The sequence below is a fragment of the Nonomuraea sp. KM88 genome, assembly GCF_052245635.1.
Taxonomy (GTDB): domain Bacteria; phylum Actinomycetota; class Actinomycetes; order Streptosporangiales; family Streptosporangiaceae; genus Nonomuraea.
Genome location: NZ_JBQQCC010000001.1, coordinates 716,852 through 743,431, shown reverse-complemented (window position 1 = coordinate 743,431; position 26,580 = coordinate 716,852). Strand labels below are relative to the sequence as shown.

22 protein-coding genes are annotated in these 26,580 nt (G+C 72.1%); 14 read left to right on the top strand and 8 right to left on the bottom strand.

From position 1 onward, the window contains the following. Nucleotides 1-348 precede the first annotated feature (348 nt). Complete coding sequence (locus ACTWPV_RS03460; RefSeq protein ID WP_443150556.1) at nucleotides 349-1,017, bottom strand: TetR/AcrR family transcriptional regulator; 669 nt, start codon at nucleotides 1,015-1,017, stop codon at nucleotides 349-351. A 78-nt stretch (nucleotides 1,018-1,095) separates the two neighbouring features. Between ACTWPV_RS03460 and ACTWPV_RS03455 the strand changes: the two genes are divergently transcribed. Then, nucleotides 1,096-1,704 (top strand): NADPH-dependent FMN reductase, encoded by a 609-nt coding sequence (locus ACTWPV_RS03455; RefSeq protein WP_443150555.1) that lies wholly within the window; start codon nucleotides 1,096-1,098, stop codon nucleotides 1,702-1,704. 196 nt (nucleotides 1,705-1,900) lie between these two features. Further along, nucleotides 1,901-2,038, top strand: coding sequence for a hypothetical protein (locus tag ACTWPV_RS03450; RefSeq protein WP_443150554.1), 138 nt, complete (start codon nucleotides 1,901-1,903; stop codon nucleotides 2,036-2,038). Nucleotides 2,039-2,067: 29 nt separating this feature from the next. On the opposite strand, the gene ACTWPV_RS03445 is transcribed toward ACTWPV_RS03450, so the two are convergent. Continuing rightward, a complete protein-coding gene (locus ACTWPV_RS03445; protein ID WP_443150553.1) occupies nucleotides 2,068-3,717 on the bottom strand; it encodes an acyltransferase in 1,650 nt (549 codons plus the stop codon). Then, nucleotides 3,714-6,683 (bottom strand): glycoside hydrolase family 2 TIM barrel-domain containing protein, encoded by a 2,970-nt coding sequence (locus tag ACTWPV_RS03440; RefSeq protein ID WP_443150552.1) that lies wholly within the window; start codon nucleotides 6,681-6,683, stop codon nucleotides 3,714-3,716. The genes ACTWPV_RS03445 and ACTWPV_RS03440 overlap by 4 nt, the downstream gene beginning before the upstream one ends. A gap of 222 nt (nucleotides 6,684-6,905) precedes the next feature. Here ACTWPV_RS03440 and ACTWPV_RS03435 point away from each other — a divergent pair, with 222 nt between their 5' ends. From ACTWPV_RS03435 to ACTWPV_RS03415, 5 genes are read left to right on the top strand one after another with little or no spacing between them, the layout of a single operon-like run. Further along, the gene (locus ACTWPV_RS03435) at nucleotides 6,906-8,981 is read left to right on the top strand and encodes a beta-galactosidase (RefSeq protein ID WP_443150551.1); all 2,076 of its coding nucleotides are present in this window, start codon (nucleotides 6,906-6,908) and stop codon (nucleotides 8,979-8,981) included. Continuing rightward, nucleotides 8,978-10,489: an alpha-L-fucosidase gene (locus tag ACTWPV_RS03430; protein WP_443150550.1), complete on the top strand. Its 1,512-nt coding sequence runs from the start codon at nucleotides 8,978-8,980 to the stop codon at nucleotides 10,487-10,489. Before ACTWPV_RS03435 ends, ACTWPV_RS03430 begins: the two co-directional genes overlap by 4 nt. Before the next feature lie 15 nt (nucleotides 10,490-10,504). Beyond that, nucleotides 10,505-13,057 (top strand): family 78 glycoside hydrolase catalytic domain, encoded by a 2,553-nt coding sequence (locus ACTWPV_RS03425; protein WP_443150549.1) that lies wholly within the window; start codon nucleotides 10,505-10,507, stop codon nucleotides 13,055-13,057. A gap of 8 nt (nucleotides 13,058-13,065) precedes the next feature. Beyond that, on the top strand, nucleotides 13,066-14,082 hold the full coding sequence (locus ACTWPV_RS03420) for a hypothetical protein (RefSeq protein ID WP_443150548.1): 1,017 nt from the start codon (nucleotides 13,066-13,068) through the stop codon (nucleotides 14,080-14,082). A gap of 34 nt (nucleotides 14,083-14,116) precedes the next feature. Beyond that, complete coding sequence (locus tag ACTWPV_RS03415) at nucleotides 14,117-15,517, top strand: glycoside hydrolase family 28 protein (RefSeq protein ID WP_443150547.1); 1,401 nt, start codon at nucleotides 14,117-14,119, stop codon at nucleotides 15,515-15,517. Nucleotides 15,518-15,551: 34 nt separating this feature from the next. On the opposite strand, the gene ACTWPV_RS03410 is transcribed toward ACTWPV_RS03415, so the two are convergent. The 3 genes from ACTWPV_RS03410 to ACTWPV_RS03400 form a co-directional block, all read right to left on the bottom strand. Next, the gene (locus tag ACTWPV_RS03410; RefSeq protein WP_443150546.1) at nucleotides 15,552-16,235 is read right to left on the bottom strand and encodes a hypothetical protein; all 684 of its coding nucleotides are present in this window, start codon (nucleotides 16,233-16,235) and stop codon (nucleotides 15,552-15,554) included. An 83-nt stretch (nucleotides 16,236-16,318) separates the two neighbouring features. After that, nucleotides 16,319-17,605, bottom strand: coding sequence for an ArsB/NhaD family transporter (locus ACTWPV_RS03405; protein WP_347642020.1), 1,287 nt, complete (start codon nucleotides 17,603-17,605; stop codon nucleotides 16,319-16,321). A gap of 228 nt (nucleotides 17,606-17,833) precedes the next feature. After that, on the bottom strand, nucleotides 17,834-18,292 hold the full coding sequence (locus ACTWPV_RS03400; RefSeq protein WP_347642019.1) for a CBS domain-containing protein: 459 nt from the start codon (nucleotides 18,290-18,292) through the stop codon (nucleotides 17,834-17,836). A 290-nt stretch (nucleotides 18,293-18,582) separates the two neighbouring features. On the opposite strand from ACTWPV_RS03400, the gene ACTWPV_RS03395 reads away from it, so the two are divergent. Together ACTWPV_RS03395 and ACTWPV_RS03390 are read left to right on the top strand one after the other, a co-directional pair. Then, nucleotides 18,583-19,596, top strand: a complete 1,014-nt coding sequence (locus ACTWPV_RS03395; protein ID WP_443150545.1) for a histidine kinase — start codon at nucleotides 18,583-18,585, stop codon at nucleotides 19,594-19,596. Continuing rightward, nucleotides 19,593-20,243 (top strand): response regulator transcription factor, encoded by a 651-nt coding sequence (locus ACTWPV_RS03390; protein WP_347642017.1) that lies wholly within the window; start codon nucleotides 19,593-19,595, stop codon nucleotides 20,241-20,243. Before ACTWPV_RS03395 ends, ACTWPV_RS03390 begins: the two co-directional genes overlap by 4 nt. Nucleotides 20,244-20,282: 39 nt before the next feature. Here the strand turns inward: ACTWPV_RS03390 and ACTWPV_RS03385 are convergent, their stop codons facing one another. Then, a complete protein-coding gene (locus ACTWPV_RS03385; protein WP_443150544.1) occupies nucleotides 20,283-21,389 on the bottom strand; it encodes an NAD(P)/FAD-dependent oxidoreductase in 1,107 nt (368 codons plus the stop codon). 101 nt (nucleotides 21,390-21,490) lie between these two features. On the opposite strand from ACTWPV_RS03385, the gene ACTWPV_RS03380 reads away from it, so the two are divergent. Continuing rightward, the gene (locus tag ACTWPV_RS03380; protein WP_347642015.1) at nucleotides 21,491-21,841 is read left to right on the top strand and encodes a winged helix-turn-helix transcriptional regulator; all 351 of its coding nucleotides are present in this window, start codon (nucleotides 21,491-21,493) and stop codon (nucleotides 21,839-21,841) included. 53 nt (nucleotides 21,842-21,894) lie between these two features. Further along, nucleotides 21,895-22,446, top strand: coding sequence for a hypothetical protein (locus ACTWPV_RS03375; protein ID WP_443150889.1), 552 nt, complete (start codon nucleotides 21,895-21,897; stop codon nucleotides 22,444-22,446). Nucleotides 22,447-22,465: 19 nt separating this feature from the next. Here ACTWPV_RS03375 and ACTWPV_RS03370 read toward each other — a convergent pair whose 3' ends face one another. After that, nucleotides 22,466-23,350 (bottom strand): MurR/RpiR family transcriptional regulator, encoded by an 885-nt coding sequence (locus ACTWPV_RS03370; RefSeq protein WP_443150543.1) that lies wholly within the window; start codon nucleotides 23,348-23,350, stop codon nucleotides 22,466-22,468. A gap of 181 nt (nucleotides 23,351-23,531) precedes the next feature. On the opposite strand from ACTWPV_RS03370, the gene ACTWPV_RS03365 reads away from it, so the two are divergent. The 3 genes from ACTWPV_RS03365 to ACTWPV_RS03355 are packed head-to-tail and all read left to right on the top strand — an operon-like array spanning nucleotide 23,532 to nucleotide 26,544. Further along, a complete protein-coding gene (locus ACTWPV_RS03365) occupies nucleotides 23,532-24,905 on the top strand; it encodes an MFS transporter (protein ID WP_347642013.1) in 1,374 nt (457 codons plus the stop codon). Then, nucleotides 24,902-25,342: a GAF domain-containing protein gene (locus ACTWPV_RS03360; protein WP_443150542.1), complete on the top strand. Its 441-nt coding sequence runs from the start codon at nucleotides 24,902-24,904 to the stop codon at nucleotides 25,340-25,342. The genes ACTWPV_RS03365 and ACTWPV_RS03360 overlap by 4 nt, the downstream gene beginning before the upstream one ends. Beyond that, the gene (locus ACTWPV_RS03355; protein WP_443150541.1) at nucleotides 25,339-26,544 is read left to right on the top strand and encodes an amidohydrolase family protein; all 1,206 of its coding nucleotides are present in this window, start codon (nucleotides 25,339-25,341) and stop codon (nucleotides 26,542-26,544) included. The genes ACTWPV_RS03360 and ACTWPV_RS03355 overlap by 4 nt, the downstream gene beginning before the upstream one ends. The last annotated feature ends 36 nt before the right edge of the window (nucleotides 26,545-26,580 follow it).

Sequence of the window (26,580 nt, the reverse complement as noted above, 5' to 3'; positions counted from 1 at the left end):
ACAAGTCGACATGCGTCCTGCACATCGCGTCCTCCCCTGTGAGGGTGAATTGCTGGCCAGGTCTCCCCCTGCGGTGGGAGGGTTGCGTCCACGGGAGTGGTGTACGAGTTCGGCCTGGTCACAGGCGTGGCGTCGTGAAATGAAGACGGCCATCGAGTGATCCTTCGAGTAGCTAGATCAAGATCGAAGGAGAACCGGTCGATGGCCGCAGACAGCAGTGCGACTCCCGCGCAGTGGCTGGCGAAGCAGATCGAGACCGACGACCCCGACATGTTGCGATCCATGGTGAAGACCATGGCCGAAGCGATCCCAGGTCCGGACCGGCGGCGTGAGAGGTCTCGCTTCCCGTCATGGCTGGTGTCCGCGGACGAACACGGCCACACCCTCGGCGATCCATGCCGCGCGCTCGGTGGCTGACACGGGCGAGGCCGGCGGGCCTGGGAGGGCCGAGACGAGTCGGGAAAAGTGCACCGCGGCGCGCTCGGCATCGGCGATGCGCAGCAGTCCGGCCTCAGCCCACCCGGCGAAGATCCGGGACAGTTCGGCGCGGACCCGTCCGGCACCGGCCTGCCACCACTCGGCGATGACGTCGGTGCCCAGGTGCCCGGCCTCGGCGCGGACCTGGCCGATCAGGGCCCGGTGCGCGGTGGAGTGCGGGATGCCGGCCAGCCAGTCGCCGGCGTCGTCGAGCCAGTCCAGGGCGAATGCCCGTAGTGCCGACTCGACCTCCTCTGCGGTCTCCACAGGTGAGAGGTGACGGTCGATGAGTGCGATCTCAGCCTCAGCGACCCGGCCTGCCGAATCCACGATCACAGCGGCGAAGACCGCGGGCTTGTCGGCGAAGTGCTTGTAGATCGTGCGCGTCGAGACCCCCGACGCGGTCGCGATCGCATCGATGCTCGCCCGCGCGAAACCGTCGCGAGCGAAGACCTCAAGGCCTCCGGCCATGATCGCCTCGTGCTTCGCCGGCCGCAGCCTGCTCACTGGCTCGCCGGGCGCATCTGCCTCTGGACTCACGATGACTCCTCGTTCTTTCTGGCCGTTGCACTGATGTAAAGTCGTCGTTGTACTTTACCATCTGATCGAGGAGAACCCATGCCCCGCATCGCCGTCATCATCGGCAGCACCCGCACCCACCGCCGCGGCAAGGCCGTGGCCGACTGGACCCTGACCACCGCCCGCAAGGCCGCCCCCGAGGGGGTCGAGCTGGAGCTGGTCGACCTGGCCGACTTCGACCTCCCCGTCCTCGACGAGCCCGCCTCGGGCGCCTGGGGCGTCTACGCCCACGACCACACCAAGCGCTGGTCCGAGACTGTCGCCTCCTTCGACGGGTATCTGATCGTCACCCCTGAGTACAACCACGGGGTTCCCGGTCCGTTGAAGAACGCACTGGACTACCTGTACTACGAGTGGAACCACAAGGCGATCGGGTTCGTCAGCTACGGGACCGTCGGCGGCGTGCGCGCCGTGGAGCAGCTGCGCCAGATCGCCGCCGACTTCAAGCTCGCCGACGTCGCCGCCCAGGTCACGCTCAACACCTTCACCGACTTCGACTACACCGGCATCGACATCACCGAACCCACCGTCACCGGCGTCTTCGCCCCGGCAGAGCGCCACGCCGGTGACCTGGCGAAGCTGGTGGAGGAGGTCACCGTGTGGAGCCGGGCCCTGGCTCCGGTGCGCGACGCGACGACCGAGGCCTGACCACACGTCCCAGCGGCGCGGCCGACTCTCATGCACACCACACCCGAAGACGCCAGCGACGAGGAGGGCGGGCGGGAGGCCGCCTCGTCGGTGTTCCCACCAGCCACGCGCTACACGGGCACGTCGTTCAGCTTCCAGTTCTCCGGCATCATCGGGCGGCATCGCGCCCTTCGTCACGACCGCGCTGTTCAACGGGATGGACTCGTGGCTGCCCGTCACGTTGTACGGAGGGCTCGCGGCGGTCATCAGCATCGTGTGCGTGATCGCCGTCCGCACCCACGACCAGCTGACCTCCGATGCCAGGACGACCGCCACGCTGCCGGGCCGGCAGTGATGCGCGGGACGAGCCGCCGGAATGACGTGTCAGCGGTTCGGGAGGTGGATCGCCGGTTCGGGGCGGTGGATGCCTCGGGGGCGGTAGCCGAGGGCGCCGGAGAGGCCCAGGTGGTCGGCGAGCAGCCAGATGATGGCGAGCCACATCTCCGTGCCCTGCAGGCCGGGCACGCGGGCCGCGCCGGTGCCGCCGGTGAGGGCGAAGCTGAGGCCCGCGCCGTCCTGCCAGCCGCCCAGCGCGCGGCGCAGGTGGCGCCGGGCCCACGCCTCGCCCTCCTCGCGGCGGTGCGCCGTCTGCCTGCCCGCCAGCCACAGCGGGTGGATGACGTCGAGCACGTTGCAGGCGTTGCCGGTGTCGCCGTGGAAGTAGCGGGGGTCGCGGGCATGGGCGAGCACGGTGTCGACGGCCCGTTCCGGGTAGGGCAGCGGCAATCCGAACTGCGCGTACGTCCCCCTCGTGAGCCGGTAGAAGCCGTTGACCACCATCAGCCAGCCGGCGTCGGAGTCCGGTTCGCCCCACATGCCGTGGCCCTGCCGGCAGCGGGTGAGCAGCCAGCCGTACAGGGTCTCGAGGTCGCCGCGCAGGCCGAAGCCGGCGAGGTTGCGGTAGAGGCCGGTGCCGACGGCGTCCACCACCGAGCCCGACGTCCATGCCTCGCGGTCCCAGTCGAGGGCGTCGAGCGCGGCGGTCAGGTCCTTGCCGGCGAGGTCGTGGACGGCGTGCACGGGGTGCCGGAAGCCGGTGCCGAGCAGGTCGAGCGCGTAGCCGGCGCAGAGCACGTGGTAGGCCGTGACACCCTCCAGCTCCGGCCCGGCGCCTCCCGGCTCCCCCGCCCGTTCCGGCGAGCTGGGGGCACCGATCTCCGGGATCAGGCCGGTGGCGGGGTCCTGGCGGTCGCGCAGGAAGGCGACGATCTCCTCGCGCGCGGGCACCGGCGGCGGGCCGCCGAGGAGCAGGTCGGCGATCTCCACGGCGTCGCACCAGGCGCGTACGGTGGGCGGGGCGTCCGGGCGGTCGACGTACCGCTCGCCCGTCCAGCAGCGGGCCAGCACCGCCTCCGCCTGGTCCCTGGCACGGTCGGCGAAGGCGGCGAGCAGCCCTTCCAGGTCGTCCCCCGGACGTGACCCCGTGCGGCGGTCGCGGATGGGGCGGGCCGGGTTGCCGGCGACCATGGCCCAGGCGGGCACGTCCTTGGTGACGACCGCGCCCGCGCCGACGACGGCGTGGGCGCCGATGGTGACCCCGTCGAGGACGACGACGTTGGAGCCGATCCACACGTCGTCGCCGATGGTGATGCCCTTCGAGCTGATCGGCTGGCGGAACACCGGCCGGTCGGGCTCGACGCCGTGGTTGAAGCCGAGCAGGGACGTGTGGGCGCCCACGCGTACGGCGTCGCCGAACACGACGCGGCCCCGCGCCACGGCGTACGGGTTGAGCGTGCAGTCGTCGCCCATGACGAGGGTGTCGGTGACGTAGGCGTGGGCGGCGATGTAGCTGTGGTCGCCCATGCGCAGGCGGTCGGCGTGCACGGCCGCCAGCGGGGAGACGAAGACCTTCTCCGCGGCCTCGACGGTGATCCTGGCGCGCAGCCCGGCCAGGTGGTCCTCCTGGGCGCGGCGGTCCTCGTCGGTCGCGTGGTCCCAGTACAGCCACGGGCAGAAGTCGAACTTCGACGTCATCGGTAACTCCTTCGCGAGGGCTCTGGGGAGCTCAGCGTCATCGACCAGGTGAAGCGGCGGACCGGCAGCCGGTACCGCTCGGGCAGGGCGGGGCCGCAGGAGGCGCTGCCGAGGCCCTGCTGTCCGTGGTCCAGGTTCAGCCAGACCCGGCCGGAGTCGGCCAGGTCGTGCGGGTGGAGCGCGGCGGCCAGCGCCTCGCTGGTCCACCGGCGGGCGGTGAAGTCGAGGTGCGGCTCGCCGTCCACGCGCACCGCCGGCAGGCCGTCGCCCGACAGTTCCAGCCAGCGGGTCTCGACGTGGTTGCCGTTCTCCTGCGGGAAGACGTACGGGGTCTGCAGGTCGTCGATCGGCCGGGCGAAGCGGCCGACGCGGGCGGCGGCCAGGCTGTCGGCGTACGACTCGCCGGGGCCGCGGCCGAACCACGCGACGTCGGTGTAGCCGCCGGGGAGGGCGAACCTGGCGCCCATGCGCGGCGGGGTGACGGTGAGGTGGCCGTAGGCGGTGTCGTGCCAGTCGCCGACGGGTTCGGCCTCGATCGTCAGGTGGAGCGCGCCATGGCCCCATCGCCAGGTGTACGTGGTGCGGAAGCCCAGGGTACGGGTGGCCGGGCCGCTGCGGCCGCGCACCACGAGCGTGCGGTCGTCCGGGCGTTCGACGCTCGCGGTGCGGTGCAGGAACCGGTCGAGGCCGACGGCCTCCCAGTCGGCGGCGAGCGCGTTCCTGGGGCCCTGGCCGCGGTCGTTCTCGGTGGGTGCCCGCCACACGTCCAGCACCGGCCCGTCGAGCTCGGCGTCGCCCAGCCCGATCAGCCGCCCGGTCCTCGCGTCGAACGCGGCCCCGCCCAGGGCCACCACCCCGGCCGCGGAGGGGGGAACGCTCGCGGACCGGGCGTGAGGCGGGCGGCGGTGGGAGGCGTTGCCGAGCCGGGCCTGGGTCCAGGCGATGACGTGGCCGGCGGGCGCCCAGCGGGCCGGGGCGGCGAGCGACGCCTCGACGGTGAGCCAGGTCTCGCCCTCCGCGCCCATCTCCGCGCCCATCTCCGCGCCCATCTCCACGGCGGGAAGGGGAACGCGCACCGTCTCGCGGGCCGGGCAGTGCGGCACCGAGAGCGTCCCGCCGTCCCGGGGCTCGCCGTCCACCTCCGCGGACCAGCGGAACGACAGGTGGGCCAGGTCGATCAGGTCGTGCTTGTTGGTGACCGCCACCTCGCCCGCGACCGTGTCCACCGCGATCCCCACGGGCGCGATGGCCGCGCGCAGCTCGGCCAGGCCCGGCGAAGGCGTGCGGTCGGGGAACAGCAGCCCGTCCAGGCAGTAGCGGCCGCCGTTCGGCTGGTAGTCGATGTCGCCGCCGTGCCGGTGGCAGGGGCGGCCGTGCTCGTCGGTCCCGGCCAGCCCGTGGTCGATCCACTCCCACACGAACGCGCCGCAGAACCGCTCGTACGACTCCAGGATCGTCTGGTAGTCCGCCAGCGAGCCGGGCCCGTTGCCCATGGCGTGGGCGTACTCGCACAGCAGGAACGGCAGCCCGCGCCGCCGCACGTCGTCGGGCGACTCCGCGCTCACCCCGTCCGGCGTCTCCTCCTTGCGCTGCCCGATCCGCTCCAGGTCGTCGAGTGACGGGTACATCAGGCTGTAGAAGTCGGAGTGGCGGTAGCTCGGGTCGCGCTCGTAGTGCAACGGCCGGGTGGGGTCGCGCTCGCGGATCCAGCGTTCGATGTCGCCGAACGCCGCCCCGCTCCCGCTCTCGTTGCCGAGCGACCAGATGACCACGCTGGGATGGTTCTTGTCGCGCTCGACCATCCGCCGGGCGCGGTCGAGCAGGGCGTCGCGCCACATCGGCTCGGCGGGCGGGTTGCCCTCCCAGCCGGAGTAGATGAAGCCGTGCGTCTCGATGTCGCACTCGTCGACGACCCACAGGCCGTATTCGTCGCACAGCCGCAGGAACTCGGGGTGCGGCGGGTAGTGGGCGGTGCGGACGGCGTTGACGTTGTGCCGCTTCATCAGCTCGATGTCGCGGATCATGGTGACGCGGTCGAGCGAGCGGCCGCGTACGGGGTCGTGCTCGTGCCGGTTGACGCCGCGGAAGAGCACCGGCCTGCCGTTGGCGAGCAGCCGGCCGCCGGCGATCTCGACGGTCCTGAAGCCTACGGGCAGGTCGATCGTCTCGCCGGCGGCGCGCAGGGTGCCGCGGTAGAGGCGGGGGTGTTCGGCGCTCCACGGCTCGACGTGCGCGACCGTGACCTCTTCGCCCGTGGGCACGGCGATGCCGAGCTCGGGGATCTCGACCAGGCCCGGGGCGTCGGCGGTGACCAGGAGCGCGCCGGAGCCGGTGGCGGCGTCGTAGGAGGCCCGGACGGTGAGGTCGTCGACGCCGCCCTCGGGTCTGGCCAGCAGCTCCACGTCGCGGAAGATGCCGGGCAGCCACCACATGTCCTGGTCTTCCAGGTAGCTGCCGGACGACCAGCGCTGCACGCGTACGGCGAGCAGGTTGCCGCCGGCCCGCACGAGCCCCGTGACGTCGAACTCGAACGGCAGCCTGCTGCCCTTGGAGTGCCCGAGCAGTTCGCCGTTGAGCCACGCCGTGCCGCAGGAGTCGACGCCCTGGAACCGCAGCACGGTCCGGCCTGCGGGCCAATCCGGGGGCAGGTCGAAGCGGAGCCGGTAGTCGCCGGTCGGGTTGTCGTCGGGCAGGTGGGGCGGGTCGATGGGGAACGGGTAGGCGGTGTTGGTGTAGAGGGGCCGGTCGTGCCCTTCCAGCACCCAGTGCGACGGCACCCTGATCGTGTCCCAGCCGCTGTCGTCGAGCGCCGGGTCGGGCAGCGCGGGCCCCGTTCCGGCGGCGGTGCCCGAGAGGCGGAAGCGCCACAGGCCGTTGAGCGACAGGCGCGGCGCGTCGGAGACGAAGTCCGCGCGCGCCGCCCGCCGCCCGGAACCGGGCCCGGGGTCCTCGTGGAAGTCGACCATCCGAACGTCCCTCCGTGAGACAAAACGTTTTAAGCCTATATGCGGCGTTCCACCGGCACCATCCCTCTCTTGCCTTCGATGATCTGCCGTCCGGACACGGGCCACAGGAAACGGGACAGCAACGAAGCACCTTCAAGGCATTGACATGAGGGCGTGAATAAATATATCATCTGGTAAATCGTTTTAAGATCGCCATTGGTCCGTCACGACCTCGGGGAGCTCATGACTCCACCGCCCCCCACCCGCAGCCCCGGCATCCGATTCGGCACGGCCTACTATCCCGAATACCTCCGCGCCCCCGATCCCGAGCGCGACCTCGACCTGATGGCCCAGGCGAAGATCGACACCATCCGCGTCGGCGAATCCGTCTGGTCCACCTGGGAGCCCCGCGACGGCGAGTTCGACCTCGACTGGCTGACGCCGGTCCTGGACGCGGCGCACGAGCGCGGCATCGGCGTGCTGCTGGGCACCCCGACGTACGCCATCCCGCCCTGGCTGCAGCGCAAGCACCCCGAGCTGGCCATCGTGCGCGCCGGCGGGGCCCGCATCCCGTGGGGCGCGCGCCAGGAGGTCGACTTCACCTCGCCGGCCTTCCTGCGCCACGCCGAGCGCGTCATCCGCGCCGTCGTCGGCCGGCACGGCGGCCACCCCGCCGTGATCGGGATCCAGCTCGACAACGAGCCGGGACTGCACCTCATCCACAACGAGCCGGTGTTCGAGCGGTTCACGGCCTGGCTCGCCGAACGGTACGGCGACGCCGGACGGCTGAACGAGGAATGGGGGCTGGCGTACTGGTCGCACCGCGTGGGCGACTGGGCCGAGCTCTGGCGCCCCGACGGCAACACCACCCCTTCGTACGACCTCGCGTGGCGGCGCTTCCAGGCCGAGCTCACCACCCGGTTCATCGCCTGGCAGGCCGAGCTCGTGCGGGAGCTGGTGCCCGGCGACCGCGCGCTCACCACGTGCCTGGCCTACCAGCGGCCGGCCCTGGACGACGTACGGCTGTCCGAGCACCTGACCGTCACCAGCGGGAACGCCTACTACCTGGCGCAGGACGCGCTGACGCGCGACGCCGAGGACCGGCCCGCCGAGATCGGCTGGTTCGCCGCCGGGCCCGACGCGCTGTTCCAGGCGGCCGACCGCATGTACGGCTCCAAGCAGCGCCGCTACTGGGTCACCGAGACGAACGCCTCGTCGATCGCCGGATCCCAGCTCAACGTCACGCCCTACGACGGCCAGCTCCGCCAGGCGGCCTGGGCGCTGGTCGCGCGCGGCGCGGAGATGATCTCGTACTGGCACTGGAACACGCTGCACGACGGCGCCGAGACGTACTGGGGCGGCATCCTCGGGCACTCCATGACGCCGGGCCGGATCTACGACGAGATCGCGGCGCTGGGCGCGGAGCTCGACCGGGCGGGCGACGACCTCGCCGGGCTCACCCCCGACGCCGACGCCGGGTTCCTCCACTCTCCCGACAGCAAGTGGGCGGTGGCGTTCCAGCCGCCGCTCACGCTCGACGGGCGCACCCCCGACCGCGACTCCTACGAGCGGATCGTCGCGGCGTTCTACCAAGGGGCGAGCGACGCGGGGCTGCAGGCGGGCTTCGTGACGCCCGAACAGTTCGGGGCCCGGCGCTTCCCCGTCGTGGTGGCGCCCGCCCTCTACTGCCTGTCCGACGCGACGGCGGAAGCGCTGGCCGCATACGTGCGCGACGGCGGGCACCTGGTGCTGACCTTCCGCACCGGGTACGCCGACGAGGAGGCGCGGGCGCGGGCCGAGGTGGCGCCGGGGCCGCTGCGCGAGCTGGCCGGGGTGCGCTACCTGGAGTACTCGACGCTGCTCGACCCCGTTCCCGTGCGCGGGCTCGGGGAGCAGGGGGTGGCCCGCCATTGGGCGGACGCGCTGGAGCTGGAGGGCGCCGAGGAGCTGGCCCGTTACGAGCACCACCACTTCGGCCGCTGGCCCGCCGTCACCGAGCACCGCGCCGGGCGCGGCACGGTGACCTATGTCGGCACCCTGCCCGGGAGGGAGCCGGCGGCGGCCCTGTTCCGGCGCATCGCCGCGCGGGTCACCGCCGGGGCGTCCCCCGCCCTCATCTCTGCCGGGGCGCAGCCGCAGGTCACCGTGCGCACCGCGGTCAACGCGCGCGGCCGGCGGCTGTGGTTCGCGCACAACTGGTCGGAGCGCGAGCGCGCGGTGACGGTGACCCGGCCGGCCGTCGAGGTCACCGGCCGGCGCCAACCGATAGAACCGGGCCCGCTCCGGCTGGCCCCCTTCGACGTACGGGTGATCACATGAACGGTTTCCTGCCGGACTGGCAGTCGTTGCGCGGCCACAGCGTGCCCGCGTGGTTCGGTGAGGCGAAGTTCGGCATCTGGTCGCACTGGGGCCCGCAGTCCGTGGCCCGCTCCGGCGACTGGTACGCCCGCCACCTCTACGGCATGCAACCCTGGTCGGAGCCGTGGGAACGCGGGCGCGCCGGGCGCCAGCACGCCCACCACCGCGCCCACTTCGGCCCCACCCGTCCCGGCGGGGGCGGCGCCAAGGATCTGTTCCACCGGTGGCGCGCCGAGCGCTTCGACCCGGACGAGCTGATCGACCTGTACGTCTCCAGCGGCGCCCGCTACTTCGTCGCCCTGGCCACCCACTGCGACAACTTCGACCTGTGGGACTCCCGGCAGCACGACTGGACCGCCGCCCGCGTCGGCCCCCGCCGTGACATCGTCGGCGCGTGGGAGCGGGCCGCCCGCGCCGCCGGGCTGCCCTTCGGCCTCAGCTTCCACCACAACTGGACGTGGCGCTGGCTCGACGTGGCGCACGGGAACGACCCCGAGACGGGCGAGCCGTACGACGGGGCGCTGACCAGGGCCGACGGCGCCGGCACCTGGTGGGACGGCCTCGATCCCGCGACCCTCTACCCGCAGCGGCACGACCCGGGAGCCCGGCCGCCCGCGCACGTCGCCGAGCGCTTCTACGCCCGGGTCGGCGAGGCGCTCGACCGCTACCGTCCTGACCTGGTCTATCTCGACGACGGCCGGCTGCCGTTCGACGCGGGCAGCGTGGTGGAGTCGGAGCCGGTCAGCACGGCCGGGCTGGAGCTGCTGGCCCGCTACTACAACACCTGCCCGACCGGCGGCATCGTGACGATCAAGGACGTGCCGGACGCCGACCGCACCGCGGTGGTCATGGACTGCGAGCGCCGCCAGCTCGACGAGGCCCAGCCCCACCCGTGGCAGTTCGACACCAGCGACGGCGAGTGGTTCGACTGCGCCGACGACGGCCCGCTGTTCCATCCGCGCAAGACCCCGCAGCAGATCATCCACACGCTGATCGACGTGGTCAGCAAGAACGGCTGCCTGCTGCTGAACATCCCCCAGCACGCCGACGGCACCGTCGACGCCCGCGCCCGCGCGCTCCTGGCCGAGGTGGGCGGCTGGCTGCGGGTCTGCGGCGAGGGCGTCTACGGCACCACGCCCTGGCTGCGCGCGAGCGAGGGCACGACGGGACTGGGCGAGGTCAAGGGCTACGAGGGCTACAACGAGGCCGAGCGCGCGTACCGGCCGGGCGACATCCGCTTCACCCGCAAGGGCGAGGCCGTGTACGCCACCCTGCTCGCCTGGCCGGACGACCGTACGGCGAGGATCGCCGGCCTGGGCACCGCGGCGGGGTTGCTGGAGCGCCGCCCCGCCGCCGTGGAACTGCTCGGCCACGGCCCCGTCGGCTGGCGGCTGGCCCCCGACGCCCTCTACGCCGACCTGCCGCCGGAGCCGCCCACCACGGCCGCGTACATGATCAAAGTCACCTGAGGAGCCCCTGTCTTGGTGAGCAACCTGCGAACGTGCGACCTGACCGACCCTCTCGGCATCGAGATCACCCGACCCCCGCTGAGCTGGCAGCTGACCGGCGCCCTCGCGCAGACCGGCTACCACGTGCAGGCGGGCACCGCGGAGGGAGCGGCCGACCTGTGGGACACCGGCGAGGTCGAGTCCGCCGGGCAGCGCGTGACGTACGGCGGCGCCGAACCGCCGAGCCGGGCCGTCGTGCACTGGCGGGTGCGGGTCCGCGACGCCGGCGGCGCGTGGTCCGCGTGGAGCCCCGGCGCGCGCTTCGAGACGGGGCTGCTCGACGCGGACGACTGGACGGCCTCCTGGATCACCCACCCCGGCTGGCACGACCCGGGCAACCCGCGCGCCGGCGAAGGGCTCCCGCTGCCGCTGCTGGCCGGGGAGTTCACCGTGGCGGGGCCGGTCGCGCGGGCCCGGCTGCACGTCGCGGGGCTCGGCGTCTACGCGGCGTCGGTGAACGGCCGGCCGGTGACGGACGCCGTGCTGGAGCCGGCGTACACCGACTTCACCCGGCGGGTGGCGTACGCGACGCACGACGTGACGGCGCTGCTGCGCGAAGGCGCGAACGCGGTCGGGATCGCGCTGGGCCCCGGCATCGCGCACGTGTACCCGCACCAGGACCGCTACATGAAGTTCTACGGCTCCAAGGGCGCGCCGAAGGCGATCGCGCAGCTGGAGGTGGACTACGCCGACGGGTCGTCGCGCACGTTCGGCACCGGGCCTGACTGGCTGGCCACCGAGGGCCCGACCACGCGCTCGCACTGGTTCGGCGGCGAGGACCACGACGCCCGCCTGGCCGTCGCCGGGTGGGACACGCCGGGCGCCGACCGCTCGCGCTGGCAGCCGGTGACCGTGCCGGACGAGCCGGGCGTCTCGCTGCGCGCGCGGGCCTGCCCGCCCATCCGGGTCACGGAGACGCTGCCCGCCGTGGAGAAGCTGGTCGCCAAGGACGGCACGGCGGTGTTCGACGTCGGCACGGTCGTCGCCGGCTGGGCCGAGCTCCGGCTCGACCTCCCGGCCGGGCGCTACCTGCGGCTGCTGCCGGGCGACCAGCTCGACGGCTTCGGCCGCGTGGTCCAGTCGAAGCCCACGACGGGCGCGCCGATCTTCAACACGTACGTCACCACGGACGGCCCGCAGACCTGGCACCCGAGCTTCCGCTACGACGGTTTCCGCTACGTCGAGGTGCAGGGCCTGCCCGAGCACGTCGGACCCGAGGCGGTGGCGGCGCTGGTGCTGCGCGCGGACAACACGCCCACCGGGGTGTTCGAGACGTCCGACCCGCTGGTCAACGACATCCACCGGATCATCGACCGCGCGGTGCGGGGCAACATGTACAGCGTCCTGACCGACTGCCCGCACCGGGAGAAGCTGGGCTGGCTGGAGCAGACCCACCTGCTCTTCGACGTCGTGGCCTACAACTACGACGTGGCCGCCTACTATCGCGAGCTGCTGGTCACGATCGCCGAGGCGCAGACCGGCGACGGGCTGGTGCCGGACATCGCGCCCGAGTACGTCGTGTTCGACGGCCCCTTCAGGGACGACCCCAACTGGGGCGGCGCGATGGTGCGCGTGCCCTGGCAGCTCTATCGCTGGTACGGCGACACGTCGGCGATGGAGCGCCACTACGACGCGATGCGCCGCTACGTGGACTATCTCACCGGGCGGTCGGAGGACGGCATCCTCGGCCACGGGCTCGGCGACTGGCTCGCCCCCGACTCCGGCACGCCCGTGCCGCTGGTGTCGACGTGGGGCTACTGGCAGGCCGCCCGCACGATGGCGCGCGCCGCCGGCGTGCTCGGCCGCGACGACGACGCCGCGCGTTACGGCGCGCTGGCGGAGGGGATCGCGGCCGCGTTCACCCGTGCCTTCTCCGGCGGGTTCGGCAAGGCCACCCAGGCGTCGGAGGTCCTGGCGCTCGACATGGGCGTCGTGCCCGGCGACCTCGTCCCCCAGATGCTCGACCAGGTGAGCGAGGCCGTGCGCGCCGGCGGCATCACGGTCGGCGAGGTCGTGCTGCCCGCGCTGTTCCGGGTGCTGTCCCGGGCTGGACGGCACGACGCGCTGTGGGAGTTCGCCGTCTCCACGAGCAACCCGAGCTACGGCTACCAGGTCAGGCACGGCGCCACGGCGCTCACCGAGGCGTGGGACGGTCCGACGCGCGGGCTGTCGCAGAACCACTACATGCTCGGCGCGATCGACTCCTGGTTCTACCGGGGTCTCGGCGGCATCGGGCAGGCGCCCGGCTCGAACGGCTTCCGCCGGCTGCTGATCGAGCCGGCCACGCCCGGCGACCTGAAGGCGGTGCGGGCGGGCACCGCGACGCCCTACGGGAGGGTCGCGGTGTCGTGGGAGCGGCGCGACGGCGGGTTCGCGCTCGACGTGGAGGTCCCGCCCGGCTCGTCGGCCGAGGTGCGGCTGCCGGACCTCGGCCTGCCCCGGCACATCGCCCCCGACGGGGCCGTCGCGCTCGGCGGCCGCTCCTACGAGGTGCCCGCCGGACGCTGGACGTTCGGGGCGGGCCGATGAGCGGGCCGATGAGCGGGACGGGGAACGAGACGGCGAACGCGTACGACCCGGCGCGCGTGAGGACCCCGTACAAGGCCGGCCGGCTGCTGGTCGAGCCGTCGCGCGAGCCCGGCCGCTTCGACAGCCTCTTCGTGGACTGCCCGTTCGTGTGCTCCGACGGCGGCGAGTACCTGATGACGTACGTCGGCTTCGACGGGACCGGCTACCAGACCGCGCTGAGCCGCTCGCCGGACCTGGAGTCGTGGAGCCCCGGCGAGGTGATCCTGCCGCGCGACCCCGCGCACCCCCACCGGCGCCACAACGCGGCGCTCACGTCGATCGTGCGCGACAACCGGCTGGGCTCCGCCGGCCAGGTGACCTGGCTGGACGGCCGGGCGCTCGCCACCTACCACGCCTACCCGGAGGCCGGCATGGAGGTGGGAGCCGGCCTCATCGGCTTCCTGACCAGCGACGACCTGCGTACCTGGAAGGACACCGGCGCGGTGCTGCGCCCGCAGGACGGCGGCGCCTGGGAGCGCGGCGGCCTGTACAAGTCGTGGCTGCTGCGCCACGACGGCCTCTACTACTGCTTCTACAACGCCAAGAACCGCACCTACGGCGGCTGGCGCGAGCAGATCGGCTACGCCGTCTCCCCCGACCTCGAACGCTGGGAGCGGCCCAGCCCCGAGCCGGTCGTGCCGCACGGCGGCGAGGGAGCCTTCGACGAACGGTTCGCCTCCGACCCGTGCGTGCTGCGCGACGGCGACTGGTGGGTGATGTTCTACTTCGGGCTCTCCTTCGACGGGCACGCCCGCGAGAGCTACGCGGTCTCCCGCGACCTGCGCAGCTGGCACAAGAGCGGCGAGATCCTCGTCGACGTGGGCCCGGCCGGGTCGGTGGACGAGACGTACGCGCACAAACCCGCCGTCGTCTCGCGGGACGGCCAGCCGTACCACTTCTACACGGCGGCGCGGCGCTGCGAGCCGTACCAGGTCGGCGAGCACACGCAGGTGGAGAGGCGGGGCATCTCGATGGCCCGCGGCTAGTGGAAAGACGATGAGAAGCAGACGGAGGACTTCGATGGACCAGTTACGCAGAAGGTTGCTGGCCGGCGCCGTGGGCGGCGTGCTGGCCGCCGGGGTGGCCGGCCGCGCGGACGCCGCCCTGGCCACCGGCGCCGACCCGGCCGCCGCGGCGTGGAGCCGGGTGCCGCGGATCAGGCGGCGCATCAAGCCGCCGCGCTTCCCCCGCCGCACCTTCCCGATCACCGACCACGGGGCCGCCGGCGATGGGGACACCACGTGCACCCAGGCCTTCCGTGACGCGATCGCGGCCTGCTCGGCGGCGGGCGGGGGGCGTGTGCTGGTGCCGGCGGGCACGTACCTGACGGGCGCGATCCACCTGGCCGACGACGTCGAGCTGCACCTGGAGGCGGGGGCGACGATCAAATTCAGCCGTGACCCCGCCGACTACCTGCCCGTCGTGCACACCCGGTACGAGGGCATCGAGCTGATGAACTACTCCCCGTTCATCTACGCCCACGGCAGGACCAACGTCGCGATCACCGGCGACGGCGTCATCGACGGCCAGGCAGACGCCGAGCACTGGTGGGACTGGTCGAGCGACCCGCCCCCCACGGAGGGCCCGGACAAGAAGCTGCTCGCGAGCATGGCCGAGGAGGGCGTGCCGGTCGCGGAGCGGGTGTTCGGCGAGGGCCACCACCTGCGGCCGAACCTGATCCAGCTCTACCAGTGCCGCAACGTGCTCATCGAGGGCGTCACCGTCAAGGACTCCCCGATGTGGAACATCCACCCGGTCCTGTGCACGAACGTGACCGTCCGCGACGTCACCGTGGACAGCCCGCACGGCCCGAACAACGACGGTTGTGACCCCGAGTCCTGCGTGGACGTGCTCATCGAGCGGTGCGAGTTCAACACGGGCGACGACTGCGTGGCGATCAAGGCGGGCAAGAACGCCGACGGCCGCCAGGTGGACGCGCCGTCCACGAACGTGCTCGTGGACTCGTGCGTGATGCGCGACGGCAACGGCGGGGTGACCATCGGCAGCGAGACCACCGGCGGGGTGAGCTGGGTGTTCGCGTGGAACTGCACGATGAGCAGCGCCCGCCTGGAGCGGGCGGTGCGCATCAAGACCAACCCCGAGCGCGGCGGGTACGTCAGGGACGTCTACGTCAAGGACATCACCGTGGGCCAGGCGGCCGACGCGGTCATCGAGGTGGCGCTCAACTACGAGAACAAGCACACCGGCCCCTACTTCCCCGACGTCGGCAGGATCGACATCCGGCGGCTTCGGGCCGGGCGGGCGCCCCGGGCGTTCTCCCTCATCGGCAACCCGGGCAACCCGATCAAGGGCTTGCGGGTGACGAACAGCGTGTTCGAGGAGATGGCGGAGGACGACGTGGTGACCGACGTGACGGGCCTGGTGCTGCGGAACGTGTGGGTCAACGGCAGGCGCGTCTAGCGGCGGGGGCCGCATGAGCGGGGCACGCCCCTGCTCATGTGGCCCTCGGGCCGGTGATTCCCGTGGAGCCCGTCCCGAGGCCGGTGGACGGACCCGCGGCCGGACCCGCGGTCAGGCCCGTGGAGGGGCCGCGGCCGAGGAGCAGCACGCCGAGCCAGATGAGCGCCATGCCCACCGCCACCAGCGCCGAGTCGCGGCCCGTCTGGAACGTCGCCACCGCCATCACGGCCACCCCGACGACGGTGACGCCGGCGCCCACGGGGGTGACCCGGCGCAGCGCGGCCAGGATGACGGCCAGCGCCACGAGGGCGGCGTAGAACAGCTGCGCGCCCGGCGAGTAGACCAGCGCCTCGACCCCTGGGTAGCCCTTCACCTGCTCGAGAACCGCCCGCATGGCCGCTCCGTCCACGGCGGTGAAGCCCGCGTACAGGTCGATGGCCAGCTGGACGACGTTGGCGGCGACGCTGAGCAGGGCCGCCGCCACGGCGACGTCCACCGCCGCGCGCCGCCCGCCCGTCAGGGGCCCGGCCACGCCGCGCAGCGCCGGCGCCATGACGCCGAACATCGCGAAGCCGACCAGCCAGACCGCGTGAGCGGCCGTCCACCAGGGGCCTGGCACGAGGTCGCCGTCGATGGGGCGCATGAGGAGCCAGCCGCCGAGCAGGGCGGCCGGCCCGACGGTGAAGGACGCCTGGGTCAGGCGGTTCGCAGGGTTCATGGGGATCACGATGCCCTTTCGCGCCTGGCCGGCCCATCAGTGATCGTCCCTGATTTCACCCTGGCCCGTCCTCGGGGACGGGCTCAGGTGAAGTAGCGCAGCCAGACGTACAGCCAGGCCATCGCCGTGCTGAGGACGGTGACGACGATCCCGTACCGGGTGAACTGCCAGAAGCTGATCTTGTGTCCGGTGCGGGCGGCGATGCCGATGGCGACCACGTTGGCGCTGGCGGCGACCGCGGTGCCGTTGCCGCCGAAGTCGGCGCCCAGGGCGAACGCCCACCACAGGGCCTGGCCGGTCTGCGGGTCGGGGACCTGCGCGACGACGCCCTCCACGATGGGGGCCATCGTGGCGACGTACGGGATGTTGTCGAAGAACGCGCCCAGCGCGCTGGAGCCGAACAGCAGGGACGTGGCGGCGAGGAAGTAGTTGTCGCCCAGCACGTCCACGGCCCAGGTGCCGATCGCCTCGATCACCCCGGTGTGGCCGAGGCCCGCGACCATGACGAACAGGCCCATGAAGAACACCAGCGTGGGCCACTCGACCTCGCTCAGCGTGTCGTGCACGTTCGAGCGGGACACCAGCAGCATCACTCCCGCTCCCACCAGGGCGACGATCGACGGCTCGATGTGCACCACGGCGTGCAGCCCGAACGCGACGACGACGCCGGCGAGCACGACCAGGCACCGGACGAGCAGCCGCGGGTCGGTGATGGCCCGCCGCTCCTGCAGCGCCATGACCGCGGCGACGTGCTCCTCGTGGTACTGGAACGAGTTGCGGAACAGCACCCGGGTGAACAGCACGAACACCACGAAGATGATCACCACGATGGGCGCCATGTGCATGAGGAAGTCGTTGAAGGTCAGGCCGGCGCGGCTGCCGATGATGATGTTGGGCGGGTCGCCGATGAGCGTCGCCGCGCCGCCGATGTTGGAGGCGAGGACCTCGGCGATGAGGTACGGCTGCGCGGGAATGTTCAGCCGGTTGCACACCACCACGGTGACCGGCGCGACCAGCATGATGGTGGTGACGTTGTCCAGGAAGGGCGAGGCCACCGCGGTGATGATCATCAGCATGACCATCAGCCGGTAGGGCCGGCCGCGCGATCGTTTGGCGGCCCAGATCGCGAGATAGTCGAAGAGCCCCGTCTGCTTGATGATCCCGACGATGACCATCATGCCGAAGAGCAGGAAGATGACGTTCCAGTCGATGCCCTCGTGTTCGGAGAAGAACACCTCGGCGCCGGGGATGAGGCCGGTCACGGCCATCAGCCCGGCGGCGATGAGCACCACCTTGACCTTGTCGACCTTCTCGGTGGCGATGAAGAAGAACGCCACAGTGAAGATCCCGAGCGCGAAGAAGGCGCTCATCCGTCATGCCCTGGCGGCACGGCCTGGTCGCAGGCGAAGGGTGCGGGCGCGGAACATGACGGCGTCAAGGGTTGCCGGCAGAACATGGTGATGGCCTCCGAAGGGAGCGCGGAAAACGAGGCGGAAAAAGCGGGCACGAGAAGGGGCAATGGAAAGGTGAACACGCGGCAGCGGGACGTGGCCGGTGGCACACGCCCGAGTGGGGAGCGGTTCGGTCGGTTCGGGCGGTCAGTCGTCCGGGTCGGAGAGCGCGAGGCTGGTGAGCAGCCGTTCCAAAGTGATGGCCCCGCTGAGCGTGCCGTCGGCGGCGACGACCGCGATGATCGGGCTGCGCAGCCTGGCCATGAGGGCGGCCATCTCGAGCAGCGTCGCGTCCTGTGGCACGGTCGCGGGGACGGCTGGTCGCACCGGCAGGCAGTCACCCACCGTCATATCTCCCAGCTCGCCCCAGAACAGGTCGGCGTGGGCCTCGTCCACCGTCCGGCAGAGCGCGGGATCCTCCTGGTACGCGCCGGGTACCGCGAGCCGCAGAACCTGCGTGCCGGGAAGCACGCTCCAGGGTCGGCCGGCGTCGTCGACGACGATCAGGCCGGGCATCCGCCCCAACGCCATGAGCCGCACGGCTTTCGTCACCGGGTCGCGGACCGTGACGGTCGGCAGGTTCACGGCGATGGTACTGGCTCGCATGGCATCTTCCGGTTCGGGGGCGTGACCGGGCGTTCCCGGTGGGGTCACGGCGTCAATGCCGGGCGTGGTGTGGTGCATGTCGCTGACTCCAATCCGGCTTCACCTCAGTCTTGTGGCCGGGCGCCTCCCGCCACCATCGGGTCTGGCACCCATATGAGCCGGGGTAGAACGTGTAGCAGCGGCCCTGACAATTGGGAGGCGGGCCGGATGGACATTGGCACCCGGGGCAAGCAACCTGACGGGATGGACCACCATGCCGAGCCGAGCCTCGTCAGTGCGAGGCTGGGAAGATGACCGAGCGTACCGACCGGCAGGCGGCCATGGCCGCGCCACGTCCGCCTGCGCAGGCGCTGTTCCGACGGCTGTTCGTGATCAACGGGCTGGTCTACGCGGTGGGGACACTGGTACTGGCGGTCTCGCCGGCCACGGTGTCGTCGCCTGTCGTGCTGGCCGAGGTGCCGGTGCTGCTGGTGGGGCTGGCCCTGATGCTGGCCGCCAACGGGCTCCTGCTGCGCCGCAGCCTGGAGCCGCTCGACGCGCTGACGACGCTCATGAAGCGGGTCGACCTGCTGCGCACCGGCGACCGGCTGGCCGGCAGCGGCAACAGCGACCTGGCTCACCTGATCGACACGTTCAACGCGATGCTCGACCGGCTGGAGGCGGAGCGCAGCGCGAGCAGCGCGCACGCGCTGGCCGCCCAGGAGGGCGAGCGCCAGCGCATCGCCCGCGAGTTGCACGACGAGATCGGCCAGAGCCTGACCGTGGTGCTGCTGGGCCTCAAGCGGGTGGTCGACCGCGCCCCCGCCGGGCTCAAGGACGAGCTGCGCGACGTCCAGGAGAGCGTGCGCGCCAGCCTCGACGAGGTGCGCCAGGTCGCCCGCAGGCTGCGTCCCGGCGTGCTGGAGGACCTCGGCCTGCACGCCGCGCTGAGCGCGTTGAGCAGCGACCTCTCGCAGAGGAGCGGCATCAGGGTGACCCGCACGATCGATCCGGATCTGCCCGATCTGGGGGCTGACGTGGAGCTCGTGCTCTACCGGATCGCCCAGGAGAGCCTCACGAACATCGCCAGGCACGCCGGTGCCACCCGCGCCGAGCTCTCCCTGACCACGGACGGTCGCAGGCTGGCCCTACGCATCACCGACAATGGCCGGGGAGGCGTGTCCCGGGAGGGTGCCGGGATCCGGGGCATGCGCGAGCGTGCCCTGCTCATAGGCGCCCGTCTCGTCATCGACTCCCCGCCAGGCGATGGCACGTGCGTGCGCCTGGTCGTCCCGGACATCGTGAATCGGAGCCTCCACCCGTGAACAAGACCCGGATCCTGCTGGCCGATGACCACTCCCTGGTCCGTCAGGGACTGCGGCTGATCCTCAACGCCGAGCCCGACCTGGAGGTGGTCGCCGAGGCCGCCGACGGCGCCGAAGCGGTCGCCGCGGCCTCGGACGACGCGGTCGACCTGGCCATTCTCGACATCGCGATGCCGCGCATGACGGGCCTGCAGGCGGCCCGCGAGATCTCCAGGCGCGCGCCCGGCATCCGCATCCTCATCCTGTCGATGTACGACAACGAGCAGTACTTCTTCGAGGCGCTCAAGGTCGGCGCCTCGGGCTACGTGCTCAAGTCGGCCGCCGACCAGGACCTCCTGGAGGCCTGCCGGGCCACGATGCGCGGCGAGCCGTTCCTCTACCCCGGTGCGGTCACCGCGCTCATCCGCGACTACCTGCAGCGTGACCGCGAGGGCGAGCGCATGCCCGAGAGCATCCTGACGCCCAGGGAGGAGGAGATCGTCAAGCTGATCGCCGAGGGCAATTCGGCGAAGGACATCGCCGAGACGCTGGTCATCAGCGTGAAGACCGTCGACCGGCACCGCGCGAACATCCTGCAGAAGCTCGGCATGCGCGACCGGCTCGACCTGACCCGCTACGCCATCAGGGCCGGCCTCGTCGAGCCGTGAGGCCGGCCGCGCGGGGCGGGCGCCGGCGATCGGCGCGCGTCAGGCGGGGCGGGCGTCGAACAGCGCGGCGGCCCGCTCGACCAGCATGCTGCGCCCCTTGATCTCGGAGGCCGTCTCGGGGCCGACGATGCCGTCCTGCCCGGGCAGCTGCCCGGCGCCGCCCTCGGGCCCGAGCGGGACGAGGATCACCGTCGGCTGCTTCTCGTAGGCGGCCGGCTCGCCCTCACCGGTGATCAGCGTACGGAGGTTCGCCGCGAGGAGCTCGCCCTGGGCTCCGGCGAACGCGGCCATGTCGCGGTCGGCGTCGGAGATGTCGCCGATCGCGAAGACCCGGTCGTGGCCCTGGACGCGCAGGTGCTCGTCCACCCGCACCTGTCCACGCCCGTCAAGGGCGAGCGCGAGTGAGCCGCGCAGGTAGTCCGTGCGCGGCGTCGCGCCGAAGCAGCGGAACCAGATGTCGGCGGTCATCTTGTTACCCGCCTCCGTGGCGATCGCGACGGGCGCGGCGGTGGCGGGGGCCACGTCCGGGAGCTCGCGCAGCCTGCTTCCGAGCCTGAGCTCGATGCCGAGGGCGTCCAGCTGCCTGCGCAGCTCGTCGCGGAGCTCCTGGCCGAACGGACCCGGCAGGATGTCGGGCGCCGCGTCGGCGAGGGTCACGTGCTTGCCGGGGAAGAACGCCTTGATCTCCCCGGCGAGTTCGAGACCGGCCGGTCCCGCGCCGATCAGCAGCACCCGCTCCGCGCCGCGCAGGGCCTCGTGCGCGTCGCGCACCCGGGTCTTGGCCGCCTCCGTGTCGGGTTCCTCCATCTTGGCGGGGAACGGGTACGACGAGCCCGTCGCGAGGACCAGGTAGTCGGGCTCAAGGGTGCGGCCCGAGGCGAGCGTCACCCGGCGGCCGTCCGCCGCCACGGCGCGATCACGCAGGTGTCGCCCGTGCGCCAGCAGGCGGCTGTAGGGCATGAAGATCTCGTCCAGCCACTGCGGCTCGACCAGCGCCCGCCATGACGCGACGTTGTGCACGAACGACTCCGACGGGTCGACCAGGGTCACGTCGGCCACGTCGTCGAGCAGCTTGGCCACCTTGTGGCCGCCGTAACCACCGCCGAGGATCACGACGCTCGGGCGCGTGACGGCACTCTCCACCATGACATCTCCTTGCTTGAGAGTTACTCTGAATCGAGCTGTCGCTACAGTAAACATACTTGCTAGGAAAATCAAAGCGGCATTGCGTGCGCTAGTTTGGAGGTATGGGGACGGCATCTACGCATGACACGCAGGCGTGCGTCCGCAGCGACGCCGCGCTGACCCGCGCGTTCACGATCCTCGGCAAACGATGGAGCGCCGTCGTGCTCGGCAGCCTGCGCAGCGGCCCCGCCGGGTTCCGCGAGCTCTCACGGGCGATCGACGGCCTCAGCGACTCGGTGCTGTCCGACCGGCTGTCCGAGCTGACCAAGGAGGGCCTGATCGCGCGCAAGGTCGACGAGGGCCCGCCCGTCTCGGTCTCCTACGAGCTGACCGAGTGCGGCAAGGCGCTCATGCCCGCGCTGCACCTGATCTCCGAATGGGCCGAGAAGCACCTGAGCTTCCACGACGGCTAGCCTCCACCTCCGGCGGGTACGGTGACCGGAGAGCCCTCAGAACACGTGTGAGGATGTGGTTCCCCGTGCTCTACCTCTTCGGCTTCGATCGGATCGGCGTGGCCGTGAGCGACATCTACTTCGTCGACCCCAACCCCATGAAAGGCCAGGAGGGAGCCGAGCGCGGCGTGCGCCTGGAGCTGCGCAGGCTCGAATCAGGCGAGCTGCAGGGGTCGATCTACTCCGCCAGGCCCATCACCATCGACCGGCCGATCTGGCGGGTCGACCTGCTGGAGTCGGTCGACGGCACGCCCGGCAGCTTCGACCGCACCCACCACCACCCCGGCACCAGCGGGTGGGAGCCCGGGGAGCGGGTGTTCGACCGGCAACTGTCCGCCGAGCCGCTGAAGTGGCTGGCCGAGCGCCTCGCCGACCTCGGAGACGTCCTCGACCAGGCCGGCGCCGCCCGGGACGAGGCGAGCCCCGCGGACGTGGCCGGGTTGCGCGAGCGGGCGCCGGAGATCGTGGAGACGGTCGGCCGGATGCTCGACGGCGTGCGTGCCGGCCGGCTCGGCACCCCGCCCGGCACGGAACCGGCGACCAGCGTCCGCGCCAGCTGGCTGTAGGACGTCACCGCGCGGGCGGTCAGGGATGATCGCCCGCGATGGGGCGGCGGTGCAGGAGGCCGAACCTGCCCCACATGGCCTCCGCCGCCTCGATGGAGGCCCCCGTACGCGCCGGGTCGACGGCGGCGAGCTGGGTCACCAGCGCCTGCGCCACCGCCATCCCGGCCGTCAGCGAGGGAAAGAACGCCTCCCCCTCCGCGGGCACCATCACCACCTCCTCGGCCGCCTCGGCCAGGGCGGGGCTGGCCGCGTCCGTCACCGCGAACACCCGCACGCCGCGCGAGCGCGCCAGGTTCGCCGCCAGGACCGTGCTCTCGTACAGCCGCCAGAAACTGATCGCCACCAGCACGTCCCCGTGCCCGAGAGCGGCGACGGTGTTGGCCAGCTCCGCGTCGCCCAGCGTCACGGCCGTGACGGGATAGCCCGCCAGCCGGGCGTTGTGCGCGAGCGCCAGCCCGACGGCGGCGTAGCTGCCGTCGGCGACGATCACCGTACGGCGGGCGGCGGCGACGGCCTCGGCGATCGTGAGCAGCACGCCCTCGTCCATGCGCCGGTTGAGCAGCGCGAGGCTGTCGAGGTCGCGGCGGAGCGACCGGGCGCTGGGCGAGCCGTTGCCGCTGTGCTCGGCGGCGACCTGGCCGGCGCTGAGCGAGGACAGGTAGCGGGCGCGCAGCTCCTGCTGGAGCGCGGGCCAGCCGGTGAAGCCGAGCGCCTGCGCCGTGCGCGTCACGGTCGCCACGTTGACCCCGGCCAGCTGGGCCAGCTCGCTGGCCGACCCGAACGACGCCCGGCGTGGTTGCGAGAGCAGCACCTCGAGCACTGCGGCCGCCTTGCCCCGCAGCCCGCGCTCGGACAGGCGCGAGCGCAGCCAGTCCTCGAAGCTGTCCGTAGCGCGCTCTTCCACGTGATCCTCACTTAGCCGGAATCATGCTACGTGCTCACGACGGACGGGAGCGAGAAGACCAGCTCGGCCAGATTCCGGGCGCCCGGGTCGCTATGCAAAGACTATTGCAATTTCGGCATTTCGCACTATATGTTGCTTCGCGTTCGACCTACTCGGCCACGACCTGGGAGAGGCGTGCCCCATGACCTTGCTGGCCCGGCTGGACCGGCTCCCGCTGAGCCGCCCGCACTACCTGCTCCTCCTGATCGGCGGGCTCGGCTACACCTTCGACGGCATGGACAGCGCCGTGGTCGCGTTCCTGCTGCCGAGCGCTCAGGAGGCCTGGGGACTGTCCAACGGGCAGCTCGGCATCATCGGGTCCGCGACCCCGTTCGGGTTCCTCTTCGGCGCGACGGTCGCGGGCCTGCTCGGCGACCGGATCGGCCGCAAGAAGGTGATGATGTATGCCCTTGCCTTCTACGCCGTCTTCTCGGTGATCGCCGCGTTCGCCCCCAACTATGAGGTGTTCCTCGGCGCTCGGGTGCTGGCCGGAGCGGGCGCCGGGGCGGAGAGCGCGATCATCGCGCCGTTCCTGTCCGAGTTCGTGCCCGCCAAGCGGCGCGGGTGGTTCATCGGCGCGCTGGCCGGGTTCTTCTCGTTCGGGTTCGTGATGGCAGCCCTGATCGGGCGGTTCGTCGTGCCGACCGTCGACGAGGGCTGGCGGGTCGCGCAGGTGATCACGGCGGTGCCCATCGTGATGTTGTTGTGGTGGCGGCGCTCGTTGCCCGAGTCACCGCGCTTCCTGCTCCAGCAGGGCCGAGCCGACGAGGCCGAAGCCGTGGTCGCCGACCTGGAGCGCCGCGTCGAGCACGCCACCGGCCACCCGCTCCCGCCGGTGCCCGAGGCCGTCACGGCGCCCGCCGCGGAGACGCCCAAGGTCAACCTGTGGAGCGCGCTCGCGTTCCTGTGGAGCCCGGCCATGGCCAGGCGCACCGGGATCATCTGGCTGGTCTGGTTCGTGATCACGTTCTCGTACTACGGGTTCTTCTCCTGGATCCCCACGCTGCTCGTGCAGCGCGGCATCACGGTGACCAAGAGCTTCGAATTCTCGATCATCATCTACCTGGCGCAGATCCCCGGCTACTTCTCCGCGGCCTGGCTGTCGGAGCGGCTCGACCGCAAGAACACCATCGCGCTCTACCTCTCCGGCTCGGCGGTCAGCGCGTTCTGGTTGTCGCAGATGGACAGCCCCGTCACCATCACGCTCGCCGGCGCGGTGTTGTCGTTCTTCCTCAACGGCACGTACGCGGGCGTCTACTCCTACACTCCCGAAGTGTTCCCCACCTGGATCAGGGCCACGGGCACGGGCCTGTCGAGCGCGTTCGGGCGGGTCGGCAGCATCCTCGCCCCGACGATCATCGGTCTGTCGGCCGCGACCCTGGGCTTCGGCGGCGTGTTCGGCCTGACCACGGCGGTGCTGGCGGCCGGAGTGATCTGCGTGGTCGTGTTCGGACTGGCCACAGCCGGCCGGTCACTGGAAGAACTGACGGAACCTGCCAAGGAGGCGACCCGATGACCGGACTTCCCGAGGTGGAGGAGCGCGTGCGGCGAGAGGTGGGCGTGCGGCTCTTCACGGTGCTCGCCTGGATCCCCAAACGGCGCACGCTGCGCCGCGTCCACAGCAGCCACCCCCAGCAGTACCCGGTGGGAGGCGAGAAGAGCGTGGAGGTCGCCCAGGGCTGGCTGGCCCGGTGCATCGAGGGCGGGCAGCCGTACCTCGGCGCGGACCGGGCCACCGTGCGTGAGATCTTCGCCGACCACGAGCTGATCGAGAGCCTGGGGTGCGGGGCGGTCATCAACGTGCCCGTGACCGACGACGGCCGGGTGCTCGGCGTGCTCAACCTGCTCGACGCGGAAGGCCGGTACGACGAGGCGTCGGTGGCCGCCGCCCGGTCGCTCGCGCCCGCGGCCGTGCCCGCCCTGCGCGCGGCCGTCCAGGGAGGTGGCGCATGAGCCTGCTGCTCCGCGACGGCCTGCTGCTCGACGTGACGACCGGCGCGTACACCGAGGCCGACCTGCGCTGCGCCGGCGGCCGCATCGTCGAGACCGGCCGCAGGCTGAGCGCGCCCGACGGCACCCGCGTGCTCGATCTCGCGGGCGCGCACGTCGTGCCCGGCCTCATCGACGCGCACGTGCACGTCACCGCCCTGACCGCCGACCTCGGCGCCATCGGCTCCATGGCGCCGTCGTACGTGGCCGCGCACAGCGCCCGCATCATGAGCGGCATGCTGGACCGCGGCTTCACCACGGTCCGCGACGCGTCCGGCGCGGACTTCGGGCTGGCCGCCGCCCAGGCGGAGGGGCTGATCCGCGGCCCCAGGCTGCTGTTCGGCGGCAAAGGGCTGAGCCAGACCGGAGGCCACGCCGACTTCCGCGGCCCTGGCGAGCACCTGCACGACGACCATCCGTGCTGCGCCGGCCTCGGCCGGGTCGCCGACGGCGTCGACGCGGTGCGCACGGCCGCCCGCGACGAGCTGCGCAAGGGCGCGCACCACATCAAGGTCATGGCCTCCGGCGGCGTGGCCTCCCCCACCGACAGGATCGACTCGACCCAGTACTCCATGGACGAGCTGCGCGCGGCCGTCGAGGAGGCCGAGGCCGCCAACCGGTACGTCGCCGCCCACGCCTACACGGCGCGGGCCGTCAACCGGGCGCTGGAGGCGGGCATCCGCTCCGTCGAGCACGGCAACCTGATCGACGACGGCAGTGTCGAGCTGTTCCTGCGGCACGACGCGTTCCTCGTGCCGACGCTGGTGACGTACTGGGCGCTCAAGGAGGAGGGCCACGCGTTCGGGCTGCCAGAAGCGAGCGTGCGCAAGGTGGACGAGGTGCTCGGCGCGGGACTGGCCGCGCTGGAGCGCGCCGCCCGCGGCGGCGTGCGCCTGGTCTACGGCACCGATCTGCTGGGCGGCATGCACCGGCACCAGAACCACGAGTTCCGGCTGCGCTGCGAGGTGCAGCAGCCGATCGACGTGCTGCGCTCGGCCACGACGGTCGCGGCCGAGCTGGCCGGCATGGCGGGCGAGGTCGGCACGCTGGACGTGGGGGCGCACGCCGACCTGCTGGTGCTCGACGGCGACCCGCTCGGCGACGCCGGCGTGCTGGCCGGCCCGGAGCACATCCGCCACGTCGTGCAGGCGGGCACGATCGCCTGACCCGGCGCCGGGTGCGTACCGTGGGCAGGGTGACGA